Source organism: Streptomyces sp. NPDC054813, from assembly GCF_053611365.1.
In genome coordinates this window covers 275,939-296,814 of the sequence record NZ_JBSHAF010000008.1, presented here as the reverse complement: position 1 = coordinate 296,814, position 20,876 = coordinate 275,939, and the positions used below count along the sequence as shown (strand labels likewise).

20 protein-coding genes are annotated in these 20,876 nt (G+C 72.5%); 9 read left to right on the top strand and 11 right to left on the bottom strand.

The annotated features are described in order from the left end of the window. Positions 1–186 precede the first annotated feature (186 nt). Positions 187–792: a TetR/AcrR family transcriptional regulator gene (locus ACWGJB_RS18790; protein ID WP_453381257.1), complete on the top strand. Its 606-nt coding sequence runs from the start codon at positions 187–189 to the stop codon at positions 790–792. Positions 793–808: 16 nt separating this feature from the next. Here the strand turns inward: ACWGJB_RS18790 and ACWGJB_RS18785 are convergent, their stop codons facing one another. Both ACWGJB_RS18785 and ACWGJB_RS18780 read right to left on the bottom strand, forming a co-directional pair. Next, complete coding sequence (locus tag ACWGJB_RS18785; protein WP_453381256.1) at positions 809–2,509, bottom strand: purine-cytosine permease family protein; 1,701 nt, start codon at positions 2,507–2,509, stop codon at positions 809–811. 136 nt (positions 2,510–2,645) lie between these two features. Beyond that, positions 2,646–3,722, bottom strand: a complete 1,077-nt coding sequence (locus ACWGJB_RS18780) for a substrate-binding domain-containing protein (protein ID WP_453381255.1) — start codon at positions 3,720–3,722, stop codon at positions 2,646–2,648. 112 nt (positions 3,723–3,834) lie between these two features. On the opposite strand from ACWGJB_RS18780, the gene ACWGJB_RS18775 reads away from it, so the two are divergent. After that, positions 3,835–4,311: a MarR family winged helix-turn-helix transcriptional regulator gene (locus ACWGJB_RS18775; RefSeq protein WP_453381254.1), complete on the top strand. Its 477-nt coding sequence runs from the start codon at positions 3,835–3,837 to the stop codon at positions 4,309–4,311. Positions 4,312–4,456: 145 nt separating this feature from the next. Here the strand turns inward: ACWGJB_RS18775 and ACWGJB_RS18770 are convergent, their stop codons facing one another. Continuing rightward, on the bottom strand, positions 4,457–5,800 hold the full coding sequence (locus ACWGJB_RS18770) for a hypothetical protein (RefSeq protein ID WP_453381253.1): 1,344 nt from the start codon (positions 5,798–5,800) through the stop codon (positions 4,457–4,459). 113 nt (positions 5,801–5,913) lie between these two features. Between ACWGJB_RS18770 and ACWGJB_RS18765 the strand changes: the two genes are divergently transcribed. Both ACWGJB_RS18765 and ACWGJB_RS18760 read left to right on the top strand, forming a co-directional pair. Then, on the top strand, positions 5,914–7,152 hold the full coding sequence (locus tag ACWGJB_RS18765; protein ID WP_453381252.1) for a molybdopterin-dependent oxidoreductase: 1,239 nt from the start codon (positions 5,914–5,916) through the stop codon (positions 7,150–7,152). Continuing rightward, positions 7,152–7,676 carry a hypothetical protein gene (locus tag ACWGJB_RS18760; RefSeq protein WP_453381251.1) on the top strand — a complete coding sequence of 175 codons (525 nt, stop codon included), beginning with the start codon at positions 7,152–7,154 and terminating at the stop codon, positions 7,674–7,676. Before ACWGJB_RS18765 ends, ACWGJB_RS18760 begins: the two co-directional genes overlap by 1 nt. Here the strand turns inward: ACWGJB_RS18760 and ACWGJB_RS18755 are convergent. The 3 genes from ACWGJB_RS18755 to ACWGJB_RS18745 all read right to left on the bottom strand — a co-directional run bounded on the left by ACWGJB_RS18755 (position 7,565) and on the right by ACWGJB_RS18745 (position 9,853). Next, a complete protein-coding gene (locus tag ACWGJB_RS18755) occupies positions 7,565–8,275 on the bottom strand; it encodes a class I SAM-dependent methyltransferase (RefSeq protein WP_453381250.1) in 711 nt (236 codons plus the stop codon). The genes ACWGJB_RS18760 and ACWGJB_RS18755 overlap by 112 nt on opposite strands. After that, positions 8,272–8,898, bottom strand: coding sequence for a TIGR04282 family arsenosugar biosynthesis glycosyltransferase (locus tag ACWGJB_RS18750; RefSeq protein ID WP_453381249.1), 627 nt, complete (start codon positions 8,896–8,898; stop codon positions 8,272–8,274). Before ACWGJB_RS18750 ends, ACWGJB_RS18755 begins: the two co-directional genes overlap by 4 nt. A 250-nt stretch (positions 8,899–9,148) precedes the next feature. Then, entirely contained in the window at positions 9,149–9,853 is a 705-nt protein-coding gene (locus ACWGJB_RS18745) for a glycosyltransferase family 2 protein (RefSeq protein WP_453381248.1), read from the bottom strand. Between the two features lie 215 nt (positions 9,854–10,068). On the opposite strand from ACWGJB_RS18745, the gene ACWGJB_RS18740 reads away from it, so the two are divergent. Further along, positions 10,069–10,806 carry a response regulator transcription factor gene (locus tag ACWGJB_RS18740; protein ID WP_453381247.1) on the top strand — a complete coding sequence of 246 codons (738 nt, stop codon included), beginning with the start codon at positions 10,069–10,071 and terminating at the stop codon, positions 10,804–10,806. 1 nt (position 10,807) lies between these two features. Beyond that, positions 10,808–11,920: a sensor histidine kinase gene (locus ACWGJB_RS18735; protein ID WP_453381246.1), complete on the top strand. Its 1,113-nt coding sequence runs from the start codon at positions 10,808–10,810 to the stop codon at positions 11,918–11,920. Positions 11,921–11,951: 31 nt separating this feature from the next. Here the strand turns inward: ACWGJB_RS18735 and ACWGJB_RS18730 are convergent, their stop codons facing one another. The 4 genes from ACWGJB_RS18730 to ACWGJB_RS18715 all read right to left on the bottom strand — a co-directional run bounded on the left by ACWGJB_RS18730 (position 11,952) and on the right by ACWGJB_RS18715 (position 15,193). Beyond that, entirely contained in the window at positions 11,952–12,953 is a 1,002-nt protein-coding gene (locus ACWGJB_RS18730; protein ID WP_453381245.1) for an NAD-dependent epimerase/dehydratase family protein, read from the bottom strand. A 142-nt stretch (positions 12,954–13,095) separates the two neighbouring features. Further along, the gene (locus tag ACWGJB_RS18725) at positions 13,096–13,437 is read right to left on the bottom strand and encodes a response regulator (protein ID WP_453381244.1); all 342 of its coding nucleotides are present in this window, start codon (positions 13,435–13,437) and stop codon (positions 13,096–13,098) included. Between the two features lie 21 nt (positions 13,438–13,458). Beyond that, on the bottom strand, positions 13,459–14,310 hold the full coding sequence (locus tag ACWGJB_RS18720; protein WP_453381243.1) for a YihY/virulence factor BrkB family protein: 852 nt from the start codon (positions 14,308–14,310) through the stop codon (positions 13,459–13,461). Positions 14,311–14,359: 49 nt separating this feature from the next. Next, on the bottom strand, positions 14,360–15,193 hold the full coding sequence (locus tag ACWGJB_RS18715; RefSeq protein ID WP_453381242.1) for a GAF and ANTAR domain-containing protein: 834 nt from the start codon (positions 15,191–15,193) through the stop codon (positions 14,360–14,362). Positions 15,194–15,474: 281 nt separating this feature from the next. Between ACWGJB_RS18715 and ACWGJB_RS18710 the strand changes: the two genes are divergently transcribed. Then, positions 15,475–16,257, top strand: coding sequence for a DUF899 family protein (locus ACWGJB_RS18710; protein WP_453381241.1), 783 nt, complete (start codon positions 15,475–15,477; stop codon positions 16,255–16,257). Between the two features lie 34 nt (positions 16,258–16,291). Here ACWGJB_RS18710 and ACWGJB_RS18705 read toward each other — a convergent pair whose 3' ends face one another. After that, on the bottom strand, positions 16,292–16,645 hold the full coding sequence (locus tag ACWGJB_RS18705; protein WP_453381240.1) for a VOC family protein: 354 nt from the start codon (positions 16,643–16,645) through the stop codon (positions 16,292–16,294). A gap of 226 nt (positions 16,646–16,871) precedes the next feature. On the opposite strand from ACWGJB_RS18705, the gene ACWGJB_RS18700 reads away from it, so the two are divergent. Next, a complete protein-coding gene (locus ACWGJB_RS18700; protein WP_453381239.1) occupies positions 16,872–18,011 on the top strand; it encodes an SGNH/GDSL hydrolase family protein in 1,140 nt (379 codons plus the stop codon). 171 nt (positions 18,012–18,182) lie between these two features. Further along, on the top strand, positions 18,183–20,651 hold the full coding sequence (locus tag ACWGJB_RS18695) for an endonuclease/exonuclease/phosphatase family protein (RefSeq protein WP_453381238.1): 2,469 nt from the start codon (positions 18,183–18,185) through the stop codon (positions 20,649–20,651). Positions 20,652–20,876 lie beyond the last annotated feature (225 nt).

Here is a 20,876-nt window from a genome sequence, read left to right as displayed (position 1 = left end):
CTGGGCGGAGGTGGTGAGGCCACCGAGAGAAACCGTGTCCACGGCATGTCTCCGTTCGATGTTCGCGGTACGTACGATGACAGTTACCGGAGGATCCTCCGGTAGCAATGACGCTAACGGAGGATCCTCCGGTAAGCAAGTGGGAAGAATGCCGGGTACGGTGACCGGCCTGGAGGGGAGTACCGCATGAACGGACAAGGACCCGCACGGCCCGCACGGCCCGTGCGCGCCCATGCCCGCCGCAACCGGGAGAAGCTCGTGGCGGCGGCCCTGGAGGAGTTCACGCGCACCGGCAAGGACGCGCCGCTCGACAGCATCGCCCGGGCGGCCGGGGTCGGCATCGGCACCCTCTACCGGCACTTCCCGACCCGGGAGTCCCTCGTCCTCGCCGCCTACGAGCACGAGGTGGACCAGCTGTGCGCCGTGGGGGACGAGCTGCTCGCGGAGCTGCCGCCGGACCGGGCGCTGCGCGAGTTCATGGGTCGGCTGGCCGGCCTGCTGGTGACGAAGCAGCACATGTCGGAGGCGCTGCGCAGCGCCGGACCCGACGGCGGGGAGTCGTACGCGAAGGTCTACGACACGATCGGCACCCTGTTCACGGCGGGCGTCGCCGCGGGGACGCTCCGGTCCGACATGGACACTGGTGACGTGGTGCGGGCCATGGGCGGCCTGCTGCGCCTGGACGTGGACGGGGACTGGAAGGGGCAGGCCGAGCGCCAGATCCGGCTCCTCATGGACGGCCTGCACACAGGTGCTCCGGCCCGCGCCGAGGGGCACGAGCCGGAGCGGTGAGGGGTGGTGGGGCCGGTCAGTCCGCGGAGCGTACCGCCGGCATGGCGAGCGCGACCGGCCCGCTCTTGCAGGAGTCGTGGCAGTCCTTCTCCAGGCTGCAGCACAGCGAGCAGATCGCCCCGGCGTGGAACGGGCAGTTGGCCACGTCCGGCCGCTCGAACTCGGTCGTGCACACCGTGCAGGTCAGCACGGCCGCCGAGGGCAGCCCGTCCGCGCCCAGCAGCGGCTCCGCCAGGTCGTCGACGCGGGCGATGTAGTACTTCCCCTTGGTCAGCACCGCGAACAGCGGCGAGAGCACCATCGCCAGGAACAACGCGATGAACGGCGAGTACGCCTTGCCGTACTCCCCGAAGGCGTTGAAGTAGGCGGCGATCGAGACCGCCGACGCGATCAGCATCGAGCCGAAGCCGACCGGGTTGAAGTTGTGCAGATGGGCGCGCTTGAACTCGATGTACGACGGGCTCAGCTTGAGCGGCTTGTTGATGACCAGGTCGGCGACGACCGCGCCGATCCAGGCGATCGCCACGTTGGAGTAGAAGCCGAGCACGGTGTTCAGGAAGCCGAACACCCCGCCCTCCATCAGGGCCAGCGCGATGCCGACGTTGAGGAAGATGTAGACGACCCGGCCCGGGTGACGGTGGGTCAGTCGGGAGAAGAAGTTCGACCAGGACAGCGAACCGGAGTACGCGTTCGTCGAGTTGATCTTTATCTGGGAGAGGATCACGAAGAACGTGGCCAGGCCCAGCGCGACCGGCGCCGCGAACGTCTTGAAGCCGGACACGTACTGCTGGATCGGCTCGTTGGCCGTGGCCAGGCCCACGCTGCCGGCGATGTAGAAGGCGAGGAAGGCGCCGCCGATCTGCTTGGCCGCGCCGAGCACCACCCAGCCCGGACCGGCGGAGAGCACGGCCGCCCACCACTTCCTGCCGTTCTCCGGCGTCTTGTCCGGCATGAACCGCAGATAGTCCACCTGCTCACCGATCTGCGCGATCAGCGACAGCGCGACGCCCGCACCCGCGCCGACCCCGAGCATGCTGATGCCGGACCCCGTCGGCGAGTTGCCCGCGAAGTGCGTGAACTCCGAGAACTTGCCCGGCTCCTGGATCGCGATCGACACGAACGGCGCGACCATCAGCACCAGCCACACCGGCTGCGTCCACACCTGCATCTTCGACAGCGCGGTCATGCCGTAGATGACCAGCGGCAGGATGATGACCGAGCAGATCAGATAGCCCACGGCGAGCGGGATGTGCAGGCCCAGCTCCAGGGCCTGCGCCATGATCGAGCCTTCGAGGGCGAAGAAGATGAAGGTGAAGCTGGCGTAGATGACCGAGGTGAGCGTCGAGCCGAGGTAGCCGAAGCCGGCGCCCCGGGTCAACAGGTCCATGTCGATGGAGTACTTGGCCGAGTAGTACGAGATCGGGATGCCGGTGAGGAAGATGACCACCGCCGCGGTCAGGATCGCCACCATCGCGCTGGAGAACCCGTTGGAGATGGCGATCGAACCGCCGATGGCGAAGTCGGCGAGATAGGCGATACCGCCGAGCGCCGTGGTGGCCACCACGTACGGGGTCCAGCGGCGGAAGGACTTCGGCGCGTAGCGCAGCGAGTAGTCCTCCAGTGTGTCGTTCTTCGCCCAGTCGTTGTAGGTCCGTTTGCCGTCCGTGCCGCCGTCCACCACGGCCGGTGGCGCCTCTTTGCCGACGATTTCCGTCACGACTCTGCCCTCTCTCGTCCCCGGTCGTTTGCACGGAAGAGTCGCTGCGCGCTGTTTCCCGAACGTTTCACCTGCTTTAAAAGACAAAGCTTGATACTTCCCGTGGGAAGTATCGGGCGGAGTTGGGGAGTTGGGGTCAGAGTTGGGTGACGATATGGAAGTCGAAGGCGTCCGCCCGCGCCAGGTACAGCCGTTGTGCGAGATGGTTGCCGTGCAGCCGTACGGCACCGCGCGGGCCCTCGTACGACACCGAGTCCCGCACCGCGCACATCGTCCGCACGTCCAGCGACCGGGCCCGTTCGGCCAGTGCCGCCAGCAGCCGTACCCCTTCGAAGCACGACTCGCCGAGGCTCCCCACGACGGGTGCGTGCACGCCGAACCGGGCCGCGTACCGGGCGCTGAAGTCGAGGCTCTCCGCGGTCGCGAGGGTCTCGAAGAAACCGGCCGTCGCCCACAGCCCGTCGGTGGCCTCCGCGCCCGTGGCCAGCAGGATGTTCTCGTCCATGTGGGTGCTCAGCCTGAGACACCGCTGGTGCAGCCCGTAGCCGGCGAACGCCCGGTTGAAGCGGGCCGCGTCCGCCCCGACCAGCAGCATCAGGACCGCGTCCGCCTCGCACCGCTCGATCCGGCGCAGCACCGGCCCGAACTCGTCCGTTCCGAGCGGCACGAACACCTCGTCCCGCACCCGGCCCCCGCACTCCCGCGCATACGTCCGGGCCGCGCGGGCGGTCACCCGGGGCCAGACGTAGTCGTTGCCCACCGTGCACCAGCTCCGTACCCCGGCCGCCTCCGCCAACAGCCGCATACCGGGCAGCAGTTGGGCGGCATCGGTCTCACCGGTCAGGAAGACGCCCTCAGTCCGCTCGCCGCCCTCGTACTGGGCGGTGTAGACGTACGGCACCCGGCCCGCGATCCGGGGCAGCAACGCCTGCCGTACCGCCGAGGTGTGCCAGCCGACCACCCCGTCCACGGCGCCCAGCGCGACCAGGGACCCGACCTCGGCCGCCACCCGCCGCGGCGGCGCCCCGCCGTCCACCGTGAGCAGTCGGATCTCCCGGCCCAACACGCCGCCCGTGGAGTTGAGTTCCTCCACGGCGAGGTGCGCGGCCGCCTCGCACGACGGCCCGAAGACCCCCGCCGGTCCCTGCAACGGCACCACCAGGGCGACGACCAGGGGCGTGCCCGAGGGGTCGCTCGGCGGCGCCCTGTGCATCAGGCCACCTCCGTGCGGGCAGGGGGAACGCGGATTCCGGTCCCGGGCCCCGGCGCCCTCGCGGAGGCTCGTATTGTGCGCGCACAGTAGACCTATCGGAAGGACACCGGCAATGCCGTCCGTACCCTCCTCGCCGGACCTCGCCCACCTTCTCAGCCACGCCGAGCGGCGCGTCGTGCAACGGCTGGCCGCGGTGCTGGCCGAGGAGGACTGCACGGTCGAGGAGTGGCGGGTCCTGTCGATCGTCGGGGACGGCCAGGGGCATCCGATGTCCGAGATCGCCGAGTACGCGCTGATGCCGGCGCCCAGCCTGACCAAGCTCGTGGACCGCATGGTCGCCGGCACCCTGGTGTACCGCCGCCCCGATCCGCACGACCGCCGCCGCGTTCTGCTCCACCTCACCTCGCGTGGCGACGACCTGTACCGGCGCGCCGCCCGCCGGGTCCGCACCGACCAGGCCCGGCTGCTAGCCGAAATAGCCGACGGGGGAGCACTCGCCCGGCTGCTGCCCCGGCTCACGGCGGCGGCCGACGCCCCGACGGCCGACGCCCGGGCGGCAGGCGTACCGAGCGCGGCCCGGCCCGCCTGACGCCCGCGTGCGGGCTGTCAGTCCTCGCGGACGTGTATCGCCCCGGCGGGGCAGAGCGCCACCGCCTCCCGGGCGGCCGTGCGTTGAACGGCGGCATCCGGACGACGGCGTTCAGCGGGAGACCGCCGGATTCACCGGCGGAGGGTCACCACCCGGTGAACAGCAGATGGTTGATCAGGAGCGCGAGCAGTGCCTGTGCCGCCAGCCAGGCGCGCGGCCGGGGCAGGAACGCACACGCCGGGAGCAGCCACATCGCGAACGGCAGCCAGATGCGCTCCGTCTCCGCCTTGCTCATCCCGGACACGTCGGCGACCAGCAGCGCGAGCAGCGCGACCGCCACCAGGAAGGCGAGGCGGACCGGTGCGGAGCCCGTCGTACGGCGGTGGACGAGCGTGGTGCCCGCCCGCCGCAGCCCCGCCACCGTCGCCAGACCGGTGATGACCACCGTGCAGGCCAGGTTGGCCCACACCCAGTAGCCGTACGGGCGGGTGCCGCCGACGCCCTGGTAGTAGCGGGTGACCAGCAGCCGGTACCCCTGCCACCAGTCGAACCCGGCGAGCGTGAACACGACCGGGACGACCGCCGCCCCGGCCACCAGCAGGGCGAGGACCACCGGCCGGGCCCGGACCCGACGCCGGCCGAGCACCAGCACCGCCGCCCCGATGAGTGCGAAGAGCGTCAGGCCGTACGACAGATAGACGGTCAGGCCGTACAGCAGTCCCGCGCCCGCCGCCCACCCCACGGACTGTCCGGTCACCGCCGGCGCCAGCAGGGCCACCGCCCAGGCGGCGACCGCCGCGAAGTACCCGTCGGCGGACGCGCCCACCCACACCGCGGCCGGGGCCATGACCAGGAAGGGCGCGGCCCGCCGGGCGAGCCGCTCGTCGGCCAGTGCCCGCACCGCGATCAGCACGGCGACACAGGCCGTGGACCCGACGGTGATGCACCAGGCGCCCGCCCAGCCGCCGCCGTGCAGCCCGGCCCGGTCAAGGAGGACGAAGGTGAGGGTGGCCGCCGGCGGGTGCCCGGCGATGTGGGCGGGCCAGGGGGAGGGGGTGCCGCTCACGATGTGGTGGGTGAAGTCGCGCAGGGTCGCCGGGATGTCGTGGAAACGGCCGATGACCGTGAGGTACTCGTTCGGGCTGGTGAGCCGGCCGGCCACGCCCCGCTGCCAGCCGTCGACCAGCGCCAGCGACCACGTCCAGGCCAGACAGGTCCCCCAGGCCGCGGCGAGCAGCCCGCGCCAGGGCAGCCGCACGGCCAGGTTCGGCCCGTACGCCACCACGGCGGCCGCGACCAGTACGGCGGCCGGGGTGCCCGGGCCCACGTGCGGGTCCCAGTCGGCGAACAGCGGCGGCCAGTGCACGAACAGGACGCGGTAGGTGTCCTGGAGGTGCCGGCCGACCAGGACGGCGACGAGCACCAGCAGGGCGGCTGCGAGGACGGCGTACAGATCGGCGGGGCGATCACGGTGGGGAGCGCGGGTCACACCGGAACGCTAGGTCGGTGACCGGGCGAAAGAGTGGATCAGGCGGCCGGCGTCAGACTTTCGTCATGGGTCGCGCACCCGTTCCGGGGGTTTTCCCGGCCTACGGTCGGACCATGCGACACGACGACCCACGGCTTCCCACCTCACCCGGCTTCTGGCGCAGCCCGCTGCGCGGCACCTGGTTCACCTCGGTGCTCGGCCTCGTGCTGCTCGTCGGCATCACCGTGCTGTTCGTCACCGGACTGGTGTCGTACGCCGCCTACAACCCCAACCTGGCCCCGGTGAACGACCAGACCCCGGACAAGGGCATCCTCGGCTTCTACCTGTTCTCGTGGCCGACGAACCCGTCCTGGCTCTACCGGTTCACCCAGGGCCTGCACGTCACCCTCGGCGTCACCCTGATCCCGGTGCTGCTCGCCAAGCTGTGGTCGGTGGTGCCGAAGCTGTTCACACTGCCCCCGGCCCGCTCGCTCGCGCACGCGCTGGAGCGGATCTCACTGCTGCTGCTGGTCGGCGGCGGTCTCTTCGAGTTCACCACCGGCGTCCTCAACGTCCAGCTCGACTACGTCTTCCCCGGCTCCTTCTACCCCCTGCACTTCTACGGCGCCTGGGTGTTCTTCGCCGCCTTCGTGGCCCATGCGGCGCTCAAGATGCCGACGGCGCTCCGGGCGGTCCGGCAACGGCGGCGGGACGAAGGAGAGTTGGCGGCCACCCGGCCGGACGCGCCGACCGTGTCCCGGCGCGGGGCGCTCTGGTTCGTCGGGGGCGCGTCCCTGCTGCTGCTCGTCACCACGGCCGGACAGAGCATCGGGGGCGCGCTGCGGCGCACCGCCCTGCTCGCGCCGCACGGCGGAGCCGACCCCGGCAGCGGGCCGAACGGCTTCCAGATCAACAAGACGGCCGCGTACGCCGGGATCGACGCCAAGGTGACCGGCGGTGAGGCCTGGCGGCTGGTCGTCACCGGACGCGACGGCCGGACGGTCCGCCTCAGCCGCACCGAACTGCTCCGACTGCCCCTGCACAGCGCCGCGTTGCCCATCGCCTGCGTCGAGGGCTGGTCCACCGCCGACCAGTGGTGGCGCGGGGTGCGGCTGCGCGACCTCGCGGCACTCGTCGGCTACGACGGCGATCCGCCGGACGTGCTCGTGGAGTCGATCCAGCTGCACGGCGCCTTCCGCCGCGCGGCCCTGCGCGCCAACCAGGTCGCCGACCCGCGCTCCCTGCTCGCCCTCCAGGTGAACGGCGAGGACCTGTCCCCCGACCACGGCTACCCGGCGCGCGTGATCGTGCCCGCCGCGCCCGGTGTCCTCAACACCAAGTGGGTGGCCCGGATGACCTTCGGAGACCTGTGATGCGCTCGCCCCTGCCCGTCCGCGCCCTGCTGCGGCGGCTGCGCCTCCCGCTCGGCAGCCCTCTGCAACTCCTCCTGCTGGCCTGCTCGTTCGCACTCGCCGCCTATGCCGGCGTACGGCTGCTGTCCGGCGACTGGCTCGGTGTGGTGCTGTGGGTGGTGGGTGCGGCCCTGCTGCACGACCTCGTGCTGCTGCCGCTGTACTCGCTGGCCGACCGGGTGGCGGTCCGCGGGCTGGGCGCCGCCGGGCGCCGGGTGGGGGTATCGCCCACGCCTTTGGGGCAGTGGGGGAGGGCGATGTACGTCCGGGTCCCGGCCGCGCTCTCCGCGCTGCTTCTGCTGGTGTGGTTCCCGCTGATCAGCGGGATGGTGGCCGGGCACTACCGGTCGGCCACCGGCCGCTCGGCGGACGGCTACCTGGCCCGCTGGCTGCTGATCACCGCCGTGCTCTTCGGCGGCTCGGCGCTGCTGCTGGCGTGCCGGCTGCGCAGGGCGACGAAGCGGCGCCCGCCGGCCGCCCACTGACCGGAGCGCTCCCAGCCCCACGCGTACCGCAGCAGGGCCGCGGTGCCGAGCCGCGCCCAGAGGAAGGGGGCGCCGACCGCCTCCTGGGCGTCGGTGAGGTGGACGCGGGCGCGTTCGTCGACGTCCACCGGGGCGGTCTCGGCGATCAACAGTCCCCCGGGGGCGAGGAGTTGGGCCGCCCGGTCGAGCAGGTCGCGCGGCTCGCCGCCGATCCCGACGTTGCCGTCCATGAGCAGGACGGTGCCCCAGCGGCCCTCGCCGGGCAGCGGCTCGAAGACCGAGCGGCGCAGCGCCTGGCCGCCGAGGCGCACGGTGTGCTCGACGGCGGCCGTACTGACGTCGATACCGAGGACGGTACGGCCCCGGGCGGCGAGTTCGGCGACGAGCCGCCCCGGGCCGCAGCCGACATCGAGGACGGCGCCCTCGCAGCGGTCCAGGACCTCCCGGTCGACCGGGTCGGCCCGCGCGCACCAGCGCTCGACGTCCAGGGGCAGCAGCCACCCGTCGGTGCGGCGCAGGAACAGCGGGCCGCGGCCGGTGCGCAGGGCGGTGGCGTAGGGGTCGGCGCCGGTCCAGGCGACCGGCGGCGACGTGGTCATCGGCGGCCCGTCCCGCTGTCCGCCGCGTACCGGGCCAGGCGGGCGGCGAAGCGGCCGTGCGGGGCGAGGGCGGCGACGGCGGCGGCGTCCGCGGCGGTGTCCACGTCCCGCAGCCGAGGCAGGTCCTGGACCCGCAGCCCGGCGGCGACGAGCCGCCGCCGCTGTACCGCGCCGGTCTCCGCCGTGGACATCGGCACCCCGCGCAGCAGCGCGGGGTCCGGGTCGGCCAGCCCCAGCGCCCAGAACCCGCCGTCCTCGGCGGGACCGAAGTAGGCGTCGCAGTCCGCGAAGTCCACGGTGAGCAGGGCCGGGGTGACCTGGGGGGTGTCCATGCCGATGAGGAGGGCCGGGCCGGAGCAGCGGGCGAAGGCGTCGGCGAGACGCGCGTCGAGGCCGCCCGCGCACTGCGGTACGACGTCGAAGCCGGGCGGCAGCCAGGGGCCGGGGTCTCCGTCGAGTACCAGGATGCGGCGGGTGGCGGGGGTCCGGGCCACGGCGTGCAGGGTGTCGGTGAGGGACGCCTCGGCGAGCGCGGCGGCCTGTTCGGGCGAGAACGGCGGGGTGAGCCGCGTCTTGACCCTGCCGGGGCGGGGTTCTTTCGCGATCACGAGGAGGCTGGTCATGTGGGGGTTCCTTGGCTGGTGCGGGTGGGTGGGGCGGGGGTGTCGCTTACCGGCGCCGGCAGGGTGCCGCCCGCGCCCACCCGTGCCGCCTGGGGGCACCTCCCAGGCCCTTGAGGCACTGGGGGAGGCACGACTTGCCCGCTGCTGGGGAGCTGCGACGCTCCCCGCGGCTGGTAGGACGCGGCGGGCGAAGCGCCCCGTAAGGGGCGCGGGGGCTGTATCGATGTGCGGCTCCGCCGCGTGGGCGCGCTCAGCCCCCACCGACCCGCACCCGAGGTCGCTCCTTCAGCACCCGGCTCATGTCCCGCACCGCCTGCCACGTGCCGCGCCAGGTCCCCGTCACCTTGGACGTGCCGGTGCGCGGCAGGTACGCCACATCGCGTTCGGTGATCCGCCATCCCGCGTCCGCCGCCCGCACCACCATCTGCAGCGGATAGCCGCTGCGCCGGTCGTCGAGAGCCAGCGCCAGCAGCGGTTCGCGCCGCGCCGCCCGCAGCGGACCGAGGTCGTGCAGCCGCAGCCCGGTACGGCGCCGCAGCATCCGCGCCAGCGCCAGGTTCCCGGCCCGGGCATGCGCCGGCCAGGCCCCCCGGCCCTGCGGGCGCCGTCGGCCGAGCACCAAGTCCGCCTCGCCGTCGCGGACTTCCCGCACGAACGGCACGAGGAGCCCCGGATCCAGCGAGGCGTCACAGTCGCAGAAGCAGACGATGTCGGCGGTCGCGGCGGTCAGCCCCGCATGGCACGCCGCGCCGAAGCCGCGCCGCGCCTCGTGGACGACGGTCGCACCGAGCGCCCGGGCGATGTCCGCGGAGCCGTCCGTGGAGCCGTTGTCCACCACGAGGGCCCGCCAGCCCGCCGGGATCCGGCCGAGCACCCAGGGCAGGGCCTCGGCCTCGTTCAGACAGGGGAGGACGACGTCCACGTCCGTCGTCGGGGAGGTTGGTGAGGTGGTCACGGTGTCACCCTACGAACGTGAACCAGACATAACGGGCGTCGGCTCCTTACGAAACGCGGACGTCGGAACCGGCGGGCCAGATCGCCGGTTTCTTACGAAACACGGACGTCGGGACCGGCGGTCCGCCTCCCCGGCTTCTTACGAAACGCGGACGTCGCGCCCCGTGCCCGCCCTCGGGTGCGACACCCGCGACGCCCGGGTGCGAGGGTGGAGGCATGCAGCAGCCGTACGAGCTCACCGAGGACCGGGCCGCCCCCGCGGCCACCCGGGTCCTGGTCGTCGACGACGATCCGACCGTGGCCGAGGTCGTCACCGGGTATCTCGACCGTGCCGGGTACCTGGTCGACCACGCCGGCGACGGCCCCACCGCCCTGACCCGGGCCACCGTCCACTGGCCGGACCTGGTGGTGCTCGACCTGATGCTGCCCGGCATGGACGGTCTGGAGGTCTGCCGGCGGCTGCGCGGCCGCGCCCCCGTCCCGGTCATCATGCTCACGGCGCGCGGCGACGAGGACGACCGGATCCTGGGCCTGGAGGTCGGCGCCGACGACTACGTCACCAAGCCCTTCAGTCCCCGCGAGCTGGTCCTGCGGGTGGAGTCGGTGCTGCGCCGCGCCCGCCCCGCGCCCGCCGCGCACTCCTTCTCCACCGCCGGCGTCACCCTCGACCCGGGCGCCCGCCGCGCCACCCGGAACGGCACCGAACTCGCCCTCACCCTGCGCGAGTTCGACCTCCTCGCCTTCTTCCTGCGGCACCCGGGGCGGGCGTTCAGCAGGGAGGACCTGATGCGCGAGGTGTGGGGCTGGGACTTCGGCGACCTGTCCACCGTGACCGTCCATGTCCGCCGGCTGCGGGCCAAGGTCGAGGACGATCCGGCCCGGCCGCGCCTGATCCAGACGGTGTGGGGCGTCGGCTACCGCTTCGACCCCGAGGCCGACGAGGAGACCGACTGACATGCGCGACACCCTGCTGATCGCCCTCTACGCCCTGGCCGGCGCCGCCCTCACCGGGCTCGCCGGAGCCGCCGCGCTGCGCCTGCTCCGGCGCCGCTCGCTCACCCTGTCCATCGCCGTCGTCTCCGCGGTGGGCGTGGTCGCGATGCTCGCCGGCACCCTGGCCGTCGCCTGGGCGATGTTCCTCTCCTCGCACGACCTGTCGGTGGTGACGACGGTGGTCGCGATGGCGGCCGCGGTGTCGCTCGCCAGCGCGCTGATACTGGGCCGCTGGGTCGGCGCGCGCAGCCGTGAACTCGCGCTCGCGGCCCGCTCGTTCGGCGAGGAAGGCGACTTCGCCGCGCCTGCGGTCCCGGCCACCGCGGAACTGGCCGAAGTGAGCCGCGAGTTGGCGGCCACCAGTGCCAGGCTCGCCGAATCCCGGCAGCGGGAACGCGCGTTGGAGACCTCGCGCCGGGAGCTGGTCGCCTGGATCTCGCACGACCTGCGCACCCCGCTGGCCGGTCTGCGCGCCATGTCGGAGGCGCTGGAGGACGGGGTCGCCACCGACCCGGACCGCTATCTGAAGCAGATCCGCACCGAGGTCGAGCGCCTCAACGACATGGTCGGCGACCTCTTCGAACTCTCCCGCATCCACGCCGGGACCCTTGCGCTGAGCCCGAGCCGGATGTCGCTGTACGACCTCGTCGGCGACGCCCTCGCGGGCGCCGACCCGCTCGCTCGCGAGCAGGGCGTACGGCTGGTCGGCGACCGGGTGGAGCCGGTGCCCGTCGAGGTGGACGGCAAGGAGATGAGCCGCGTGCTGGGCAACCTGCTGGTGAACGCCATCCGCCGGACGCCGCCCGACGGCACGGTCGCGGTCGCCGCCGAGCGCGGTCCCGAGGGTGTCGTGCTGTCCGTCACGGACGGCTGCGGCGGTATCCCCGAGGAGGACCTGCCGCGTGTCTTCGACACCGGCTGGCGCGGCAGCCACGCCCGGACGCCCCCGGCGGGCGCGGGCCTGGGCCTCGCCATCGTCCGGGGGATCGTCGAAGCCCATCAGGGGCGTGCCACCGTGCACAACATTCCCGGTGGCTGCCGCTTCGAGGTGGTGCTGCCCACCGCCGCTTCCTGATCGTGGGCAGCACCACCGGTCCATGGGGGGCCTATGCGCCCCGCATCCCGGCCTGCGCGAACTCGCGCATCCCCTCCGCGAACCCGACCTCGGCCTTCCACCCCAGCTCGGCCCGCAGCCGCGAGGAGTCGGCCGTGATGTGCCGTACGTCGCCCAGCCGGTACTCGCCGGTGACGACGGGCTCGGATCCGCTGTACGCGGCGGCCAGCACCCGCGCCATCTCCCCGACGGTGTGCGGCTCGCCGCTGCCGGTGTTGTACGCGGTCAGCGCACCCGGCTCCGGCCGCGCCTCCAGGGCCACGGCGTTGGCGGCGGCCACGTCCCGGACGTGCACGAAGTCCCGGCGCTGCCGCCCGTCCTCGAACACCCGGGGCGCCTCCCCCCGGGCGAGCGCGGAACGGAAGTAGGAGGCCACGCCGGCGTAGGGGGTATCACGGGGCATCCGGGGCCCGTACACGTTGTGATAGCGCAGCGACACCGCCGTCCCGCCCGTCGACCGGGCCCAGGCGGCGGCCAGGTGTTCCTGGGCCAGCTTGGTCGTGGCGTACACGTTGCGCGGATCGGCCGGTGCGTCCTCGGCGACCAGCCCCGGAGCCAGTTCCGCCCCGCACACCGGGCACGTCGGCTCGAACCGCCCGGCCTCCAGATCGGCGACCGCGCGCGGCCCGGGCCGTACCACGCCGTGGCGCGGACACTCGTACCGGCCTTCCCCGTACACGACCATCGACCCGGCCAGCACGAGGTGCCGTACCCCCGCCTCGGCCATCGCGGCCAGCAGCACGGCCGTACCGAGATCATTGCGGGAGACGTACTCCGCCGCGTCCCCGAAACCCACGCCCAGCCCGACCATCGCGGCCTGGTGACAGACCGCGTCCACGCCCGTGAGCGCCCGCCCGACCGCCGCCGGATTGCGTACGTCGGCGCCCGGATCGTCGCGCACGTCGAAAACGACCGCCTCGTGCCCGTGCGCCGTCAGCGCCTCGACGACATGGGACCCGATGAACCCGGCACCGCCGGTGACCAGTACACGCATACGGCCACGCTAGGCCCGCGCGGGCACCGGACCACGCGCCCGCGCCCGCACGTCACGACTCCGTAAGAACGGCCATGGTCACCCTGCTCCCCTTACCCGGGTGCCGTGCGCGGGCCCACGTTCCCCCGGCCGGATACCGCCCCTACGCCTTGGGGGGCTTGACGGCGATGTCGAGGTAGAAGGCGTCGATGCTGCGCACCGCCGTCTCGAACTCCTCCAGGTTGACGGGCTTGGTGACATAGGCGTTCGCATGGTGCTGGTACGCGCCGTTGACGTCGTCGGGTGCGACGGACGTGGTCAGTACGACGACCGGGATGGTCCGCAGATCCGCGTCCTCCTTCACCACGGCGAGGAACTCGCGCCCGTTCATCCGGGGCATGTTGAGGTCGAGCACGATGAGGTCGGGGCGCTCGTTGTCCGGGTCGCGCAGGTAGTCCAGGCGCCACACCGACGACCTCGCCGTGCTGCGCCTGGACTGGAACACGAGCGGGTCCGGAGGTCCGGCTCACTCCTCCTGAGCGGTCTTCGCCAGCTCCGCGTTGAACTGGGCGCCGACCAGCAGGGCCAGGTTGGACAGCCACAGCCAGATCAGGAAGATCACGACGCCGCCCAGCGAACCGTACAGCCGGTTGTAGCTGCCGACATGGGAGGTGTAGACGGTGCAGCCCAGCGAGACGACCAGCAGGAGAACCACCGCCAGCACACCGCCCGGCGCCATCTTCGCGACGGGGCGGGAGGACTCGGGGCCCGAGTGGTACAGGACGAGCACCGTGACGACGGCGACCGCGACCACCAGCGGCCACCGGAGCGCATGCCAGGCGGCCTGCGGCCCGGTGCCGAGATCCAGCGCCCGGCCCAGGAAGCCGGCCAGGCTGCCGGTGAGGAACAACGCCAGCACGGAGGTGAGAAGCAGCAGGATCAGGACCAGGGCCCTGGCGATGATGCGCGGCGCGGTCCGCCACACCGGCCGCTGCGAGCTGATCCGGTGCATGGCGTGCAACGCCCGTCGGAAGACGCTCAGATAGCTGGATCCCGACCACAGCGCTCCGGCCCCGCCCAGGAAGATCAGCGTCCAGGCCGCCGACGACTGTCCGGCCATCTGCCGCAGGGTGCCGCGCAGCAGAGCACGGGACGCGAGCGGGGCGGCCTGCGCGATGCGCTCGATGACCTCCGGTCTGGCCGTGGGGATGGTCAGCCCCAGGACCGAGAGGATCACCAGCAGTACGGGGAACAGGGCCAGGACCGCGTAGTAGGTCAGCGCGGCGGCCCAGTCCGTGACGTCGTCGTTCCAGACGGACACCGGGGTGCGGCGCAGCGCCCCCCACCACCGAGCCGTACGACCGCCCACGTCATCCATGAGACGGATGCTCTCACCCCCCGGTGCCCGCGACCGGCAGCAGCCGGGCTCAGTGTCGGCGGGCGGCCCGGACATGAAGATGGTTCAGGGCCTCGACCACCACGGTGTTGTGGTGCCAGAGCAGCCAGCGGCCCACCTCGCCGCCGAGCTGCTGCAGAGCGGCCAGCTGGGCCGGTGCGAGCTCGTGCAGCGGGTGCTCGTGGTGTGCGGAGATCATGCCGACCACGGTGCCCTTCGGGCTGACCAGGGGGACACTGTGGCAGGCGCGGCTGCCGGCCTGCAGGATCGTCTGCCGGGAGCCCTCGTCGAAGGTGTCGCAGGAGCGGACGTCCTTCACGGTGACCTGCCGTGCCTCCTCGGCCGCCTGCGCGCACGAGGTGGTCCCGCTGTCGACGAAGGTGAAGTAGTCGGTGAAGCGCCGGTTCAGCCCGGTGTGCCGCACCATGCGCAGCAGCCGGTTCTCCACCAGCTGCACGTTGCCCATCCGGGTACCCGTGATGCGCAGGGTGTGCCGCAGCGCGGCATCGAGGACCGCCCCCTGACTCTCCGGGCGCGTTCCGTCCGTGCGCAGGGCGGCCAGCGGGGGCGGGCCCCCCTGCGGGCGGCCCGTGACCCACCGGGGGGAGGTCGCCTCGGGGACCGGAAGCCGGACGGCGGCGGCGGCGAGGGTGTGCAGTTTGAGGTTGAACCGCTGGGAGGTGTCGCGCAGCAGCTGGAACGACTCCTCGCGCGACGAGAGTGGGTAGTACGTCAGCAACAGCTCTTCGGCGCGGGCCACACCGGCACGCGCCAGCCGCCTGTTGCGCTCGTCCATGATCCGCTGCTCCTCGGCTTCGGCCGCGTCGGTCGGCGGCGGAGCAGGGGTGTTCGGGTACTCGGCCACAGGCAGACCTCCTCGTCCGGCAACGGGATCACGGCGCCGTGCGGCCGCTCGCGCCGGAACACCGTGCCAGGATGTCCGCAACCCGAAGCGCCCGATCGGCCCTCACCGTACGCATGCCCGCTGAGCGCTCCGACAGGCCACCTGCTCCCACCACACCCTCGACGGTGTGCCGGAGTCCTCCGCAGCGATGAGTTCCGGCCGGGGCGGGAGTCTGTTTCCGGTGACCGTCGTAGGCCTCGGCCGTACGACGGTGCCCGATACCAGACACCACGGAGGACATTATGACCGCCACGCCGGACGAACCGACCCCCGCGCCGCCCGGGCGTCCGCCCGTGGTCGACCTGGCCGCCTGGCAGGCCGCCCGGGACGAGCTGCTGGTCCGCGAGAAGGCCCACACCCGTGAGGGCGACGCGATCGCCGCGGCCCGCCGCCGGCTGCCGATGGTGGAGTTCGACGGCACGGTCGAGGTCGTCGGAGCCGACGGCCCGGTCCCCTTCCTCGACCTGTTCCAGGGCCGCGACGAGCTCGTGGTCTACAAGCACATGTGGCACGACGGCGCGCCGCACCAGGGGCAGTGCGAGGGCTGCACCACCACGGCCTGGCACCTGAAGGACGCCGTCTACCTCAATGCCCGCGGTGTCTCGTACGCCGTCCTGACCACGGGCCGGTGGGACGAGGTGGCCCCCTACGTCGAGTTCATGGGCTACACCCAGCCCTGGTACTCGGTGCGCGACGTGGACGGCCCGGCCGGCGGCCACATGGGTTACCTCGCCGGCTACCTGCGGGACGGCGACCGCGTCTTCCTCACCTACTCCACCACGGGCCGTGGCAACGAGCGGGTCAACGGCTCCCTCGGCCTGCTCGACATGACACCCTACGGCCGCGGCGAGACATGGGAGGACAACCCCGAGGGCCGGCCGAAGGGGGACAGCCCGTGCTGGTCCTGGCGCTCGGACGCGGACGGGAACGCCACCTGGGGCCCGACCAGCCGCCCGGTGCCGCAGTGGTCACGCCCCGGCGCGACCCCCGTGCAGACCCTGGGCCGGCACGGCCACCACCACTGACACCGGCCGGGTCCGCGTCACGGTGCCGGCACGGTCAGGCGGGCTGCCACAGTTCGATGCGGTTGCCCTCGGGGTCGGTGACCCAGCCGAACCGGCCGATCCCGTCCATGTCCTGCGTCTCCTCGGCCACGTCCGCTCCCGCGGCGCGGAGCTGGGCGAGCATGGCGTCCAGGTCGCGGACCCGGAAGTTCAGCATGGTCTGCTGGGTACGGGAGCCGAAGTAGTCGGTCCCGGACTCGAAGGCCGCGAAGACGGTGGGCCCGGCCTGCTGCTGCCACAGCCCGTGGCCGTCGATGTCCAGGCCCAGACAGTCGCGGTACCACGCGGTGAGCCCCGCCGGGTCTGCGGCCCGCAGGAAGTATCCACCGATTCCAAGCACACGTTCCATGCCGTCATCCTGCCAGCACGGCGATGTGCGGGCATCGGCAGCGGTCGGTCGTGCGCGCTGTCGTTCCGCACGCCCGGGGCGAGGAGGTACGCCGGCTCCGGTCCGCGACCTGCCCGAACGGGCATGATCATCGTGCCCCGGAGCAGGTCGGCGGCGGAATTCTGACCACCGGCCGGGATCCGGGGCAGGAGTAGCCTGCCACGCCGTCCCCAAGGAGAGCCGCCACGTGCGTTCCATCCTCCCTCTCGCGCTCGACTGTGTCGTCGGAGCACTGGAGAAGACCCCCGGACCGGCCGGGATCGTCCTGCACCGGGCTCCCGGCCCCGGACGCGCCCAACTGGCGGACACCGGCTACGAGATCGTCAGCACCATGCCCTCCGGGGTACGGCTGGAGATGCTCACGGACGCCACCGAGATCGAAGTGGACGCCCGGCTCACCCAGGCCGTGATGACGGGATCCGAGCCCTCCGACGCCGTCTTCGACCTGGTCGTCGACGGCGAACTGCGGGCCCCCGTCACCACCTCCGACCAGACCCTCGTCCACGTCGACCCGGTCACCATGGCCCTGGACGACCAGCCGGCCCCACCGGCCACCCTGCGGTTCACGCCCGGCGCCGAACCCCGGGAGCGCCGGGTCGAGATCTGGCTGTCCAACGCACGGGCGACCCAGCTCGTCGACGTACGGGTCCCGGAGGGCGCGTCGGTGCGCCCGGCCCCGGCGAGCGGCCCGGTGTGGGTGCACCATGGCAGCTCGATCAGCCAGTGCTCGGAGGCGGACCGCCCGACCGGCACCTGGCCGGCGATCGTCGCCCGGCGCGCGGGCCGCTCCCTCGTCAACCTCGGCCTCGGCGGCGAGTGCCACCTCGACCCCTTCATGGCCCGGGCCATCCGCGACCTGCCCGCCGACGCGATCAGCCTCGAACTGGGCATCAACATCGTGGCCGGCGACACCCTGCGGGAGCGCACCTTCGTGCCGGCGTTCCACGGCTTCCTCGACACCGTCCGCGACGGCCACCCGGACACACCGGTCCTCGTCGTCAGCCCCATCGTCTGCCCGGCCGTCGAAACCACGCCCGGCCCCACGCTGCCGGGCACCGACGGAAAGGTCCACACCCTCGACCGCCCCGCCGAACTGGCGGTGGGCGCACTGACGTTGAAGCGTGTCCGGGAGTTGCTGACCGAGCATGTGGAGCGCCGCCGGAAGGCCGGTGACCACCGTCTCCACGTCATCGACGGCACCACGCTCTTCGGCCCCGAGGACGTCGCCGACCTCCCCGACGGCCTGCACCCGAACCCGGCCGGCTACGCCCGCATGGCCGAACGCTTCCTGCCCCGGGCGTTCGGCGAGGCGGGGCTGTTGCGGTAGATCCGGCGTGATCGTGACGCGCGTGCACAGTCCGACTGGACCCGCAGATTTAACCGCACACGCCTTGTTACGCCATTTCTACGCGCGTAACCTCAGCCGGTCGCATGGATCCCACCGGTCGAAGGCACGTCATGTGCCCTCTCCCCGGCGGACGTTGAAGGAGTCATCCTCGTGCAGATTCACAGACCCAGCGCATCGCGGGTAGCCGGCGCCGCGTTCGTGGCCGCGGCGGCCACGGCGGCCGTCATCGTGGCGCCGCTGCCCGCCGCGTTCGCCACCCCGTCGGCGAGCGCGGTCATCTCGGAGGCGTACGGCGGCGGAGGCAACTCCGGGGCGACGCTCACCAACGACTTCGTGGAGCTGGCCAACCGCTCCACGGCGGCCTACCCGCTGGACGGTTACAGCGTCCAGTACCTCCCGGCCTCCGCCTCCGCGAGCTCACCGTGGCAGGTCACCCCGCTCACCGGCTCGCTCCCGGCCGGCGGCAGCTACCTGGTCGGCGAGGGCGCGGGCGCCGGCGGCACGACCGCGCTGCCGACCGCCGACGCGACCGGCAACACCGCGATGTCCGCCACCGCCGGCACCGTGGCCCTGGTCCAGGGCACCACGGCACTGACCTGCAAGACGGCCGCCGACTGCACCGGCGACGCCCGGGTCGTGGACCTCCTCGGCTACGGCACCGCCGTCGTCCGCGAGGGCAGCGACGCACCGGCGACGAGCAACACCACCTCGGTGTCCCGGGCCGCCTCGCTCGCCGACACCGACGACAACTCGGCCGACTTCACGGCCGGTACGCCCACCGCGACCAACAGCGCGGGCGACACCGCGAGCGGCGGCAGCGGCGGCGGTGGCACCGGTGGCCCGACCGCGCCCGGCGCCTTCCGGATCCACGACATCCAGGGCACCACCCGAATCTCGCCCCTCAAGGGCCAGAGCGTGGTGGGCGTCCCCGGCATCGTCACCGCCGTCCGCACCACCGGCAGCAAGGGCTACTGGATCCAGGACCCCACCCCGGACGCCGACCCCGCCACCAGCGAGGGCCTGTTCGTCTACACCGGCTCCGCCACGCCCACCGTCTCGGTCGGCGACTCGGTCCTGGTCAGCGGCAGGGTCTCGGAGTACTACCCGGCCTCCGCCGCCCAGTCGGTCACCGAGCTGGGCAGCCCGGTCTCCACCACCCTCTCCACCGGCAACGCCCTCCCGGACGCGGTCGCGCTCAACGCCGCCACCATCCCGGGCGCGTACACGCCGACCGACAACGGCGGCAGCATCGAGGGCCTGACCCTCCAGCCGACCGTCTACTCCCAGGACTTCTACGAGTCCATCGAGGGCATGCGCGCCTCGGTCTCGGACGCCCGCGTGGTCGGCGCGACGAACACCTACGGCGAGATGTTCGTGACGGCCAAGCCGCACGAGAACCCCACCCAGCGCGGCGGCACCCTCTACGGCGGTTACGACCAGCAGAACACCGGCCGCATCGAGATCGTCTCGGCCGACGGTACGACGCCCGTCCTGAACGTCGGTGACGAGCTGTCCGGTACCACCACCGGCCCGGTCGACTACTCCGATTTCGGCGGCTACCTGCTCGCCCCCTCGGCCGCCACCACCGGCACGGCCGTCGACAACGGTCTCAAGCAGGAGGTGACGCGCAAGCAGAAGCATGACGAACTGGCGCTCGCCACCTACAACGTCGAGAACCTCGACCCGACCGACAGCGACGACAAGTTCGCCCGGCTCGCCAAGGGCGTCGTCAAGAACCTCTCCTCGCCCGACATCGTCACCCTGGAGGAGATCCAGGACGACAACGGCGCCACCGACGACGGCACCGTCTCCGCCGAGGCGACCCTGGGGAAGTTCACCGCCGCCATCGTCGCGGCCGGCGGCCCGAAGTACTCCTGGCGGTACGTCAACCCGGTCAACGACAAGGACGGCGGCGAGCCCGGCGGCAACATCCGCCAGGTGTTCCTCTTCAACGCCAAGCGGGTCTCCTTCGTGGACCGTGCCTCCTCGGGTGACGTCTCCACCACGGCCGTTTCAGTGGTCAAGGACCGCAGGGGCCAGGCCCACCTGTCCGCCTCCCCCGGCCGGATCGACCCGGCCGGTGCCGCCTGGACGGACAGCCGCAAGCCACTGGTCGGCGAGTTCGTCTTCCAGGGCCGGACGGTCTTCGTCATCGCCAACCACTTCATCTCCAAGGGCGGCGACGACCCGGTCCACGGCCGCTACCAGGAGCCGACCCGCTCCTCGGAGACGCAGCGGGGTCTCCAGGCGCAGGAGGAGAACGCCTTCGTCGAGTCGCTGCTAGCCGCCGACCCCCGGGCCGAGATCGTGGCCGCCGGTGACCTGAACGACTTCGAGTTCTCCGACGCCGTCAAGACCCTCACCGACGACGGCAACGACCTCACCGACCTCATCAACACCCTCCCGGTGTCCCAGCGTTACAGCTACGTCTACGACGGCAACAGCCAGACCCTGGACCACATCCTGACCAGCCCCTCCATCACCCGCTACGACTACGACGTCGTGCACATCAACTCCGAGTTCGCCGACCAGGCGAGCGACCACGACCCGCAGGTCGTCCGGATCGACGTGAAGAACTGCGGCTGGAAGGCCCACCAGCCGAAGCCGCACAAGGGATAACGGCAACGGGCGTCACCGGGACCCGCTTCCACCGCTTCCCGCATCGGACGCCCCTCGATGACGGACGGCGCCGAGCCGGCGCTCCGGAGCCCCCCCCCGCCGCGCCCCCGTCTGGCCCGGCCCCCCCCCGTTCCATAAACCCGACCGGGGCCGCGCCCCGCGCCTGCCGAAGCAGCGACTCGCGGACCTCCGGCACGGGCCGGGGCATGCCGGGCAGCGTACGTA

Excerpts from the sequence above, each read along its gene's own strand:
- ACWGJB_RS18760 (WP_453381251.1), top strand. The coding sequence starts at position 7,152 with ATGCGCTCGCCCCTGCCCGTCCGCGCCCTGCTGCGGCGGCTGCGCCTC.
- ACWGJB_RS18765 (WP_453381252.1), top strand. The coding sequence starts at position 5,914 with ATGCGACACGACGACCCACGGCTTCCCACCTCACCCGGCTTCTGGCGC.
- ACWGJB_RS18775 (WP_453381254.1), top strand. The coding sequence starts at position 3,835 with ATGCCGTCCGTACCCTCCTCGCCGGACCTCGCCCACCTTCTCAGCCAC.
- ACWGJB_RS18750 (WP_453381249.1), bottom strand. The coding sequence starts at position 8,898 with ATGACCAGCCTCCTCGTGATCGCGAAAGAACCCCGCCCCGGCAGGGTC.
- ACWGJB_RS18720 (WP_453381243.1), bottom strand. The coding sequence starts at position 14,310 with ATGGATGACGTGGGCGGTCGTACGGCTCGGTGGTGGGGGGCGCTGCGC.
- ACWGJB_RS18740 (WP_453381247.1), top strand. The coding sequence starts at position 10,069 with ATGCAGCAGCCGTACGAGCTCACCGAGGACCGGGCCGCCCCCGCGGCC.
- ACWGJB_RS18710 (WP_453381241.1), top strand. The coding sequence starts at position 15,475 with ATGACCGCCACGCCGGACGAACCGACCCCCGCGCCGCCCGGGCGTCCG.
- ACWGJB_RS18780 (WP_453381255.1), bottom strand. The coding sequence starts at position 3,722 with ATGCACAGGGCGCCGCCGAGCGACCCCTCGGGCACGCCCCTGGTCGTC.
- ACWGJB_RS18730 (WP_453381245.1), bottom strand. The coding sequence starts at position 12,953 with ATGCGTGTACTGGTCACCGGCGGTGCCGGGTTCATCGGGTCCCATGTC.
- ACWGJB_RS18705 (WP_453381240.1), bottom strand. The coding sequence starts at position 16,645 with ATGGAACGTGTGCTTGGAATCGGTGGATACTTCCTGCGGGCCGCAGAC.
- ACWGJB_RS18755 (WP_453381250.1), bottom strand. The coding sequence starts at position 8,275 with ATGACCACGTCGCCGCCGGTCGCCTGGACCGGCGCCGACCCCTACGCC.
- ACWGJB_RS18735 (WP_453381246.1), top strand. The coding sequence starts at position 10,808 with ATGCGCGACACCCTGCTGATCGCCCTCTACGCCCTGGCCGGCGCCGCC.
- ACWGJB_RS18790 (WP_453381257.1), top strand. The coding sequence starts at position 187 with ATGAACGGACAAGGACCCGCACGGCCCGCACGGCCCGTGCGCGCCCAT.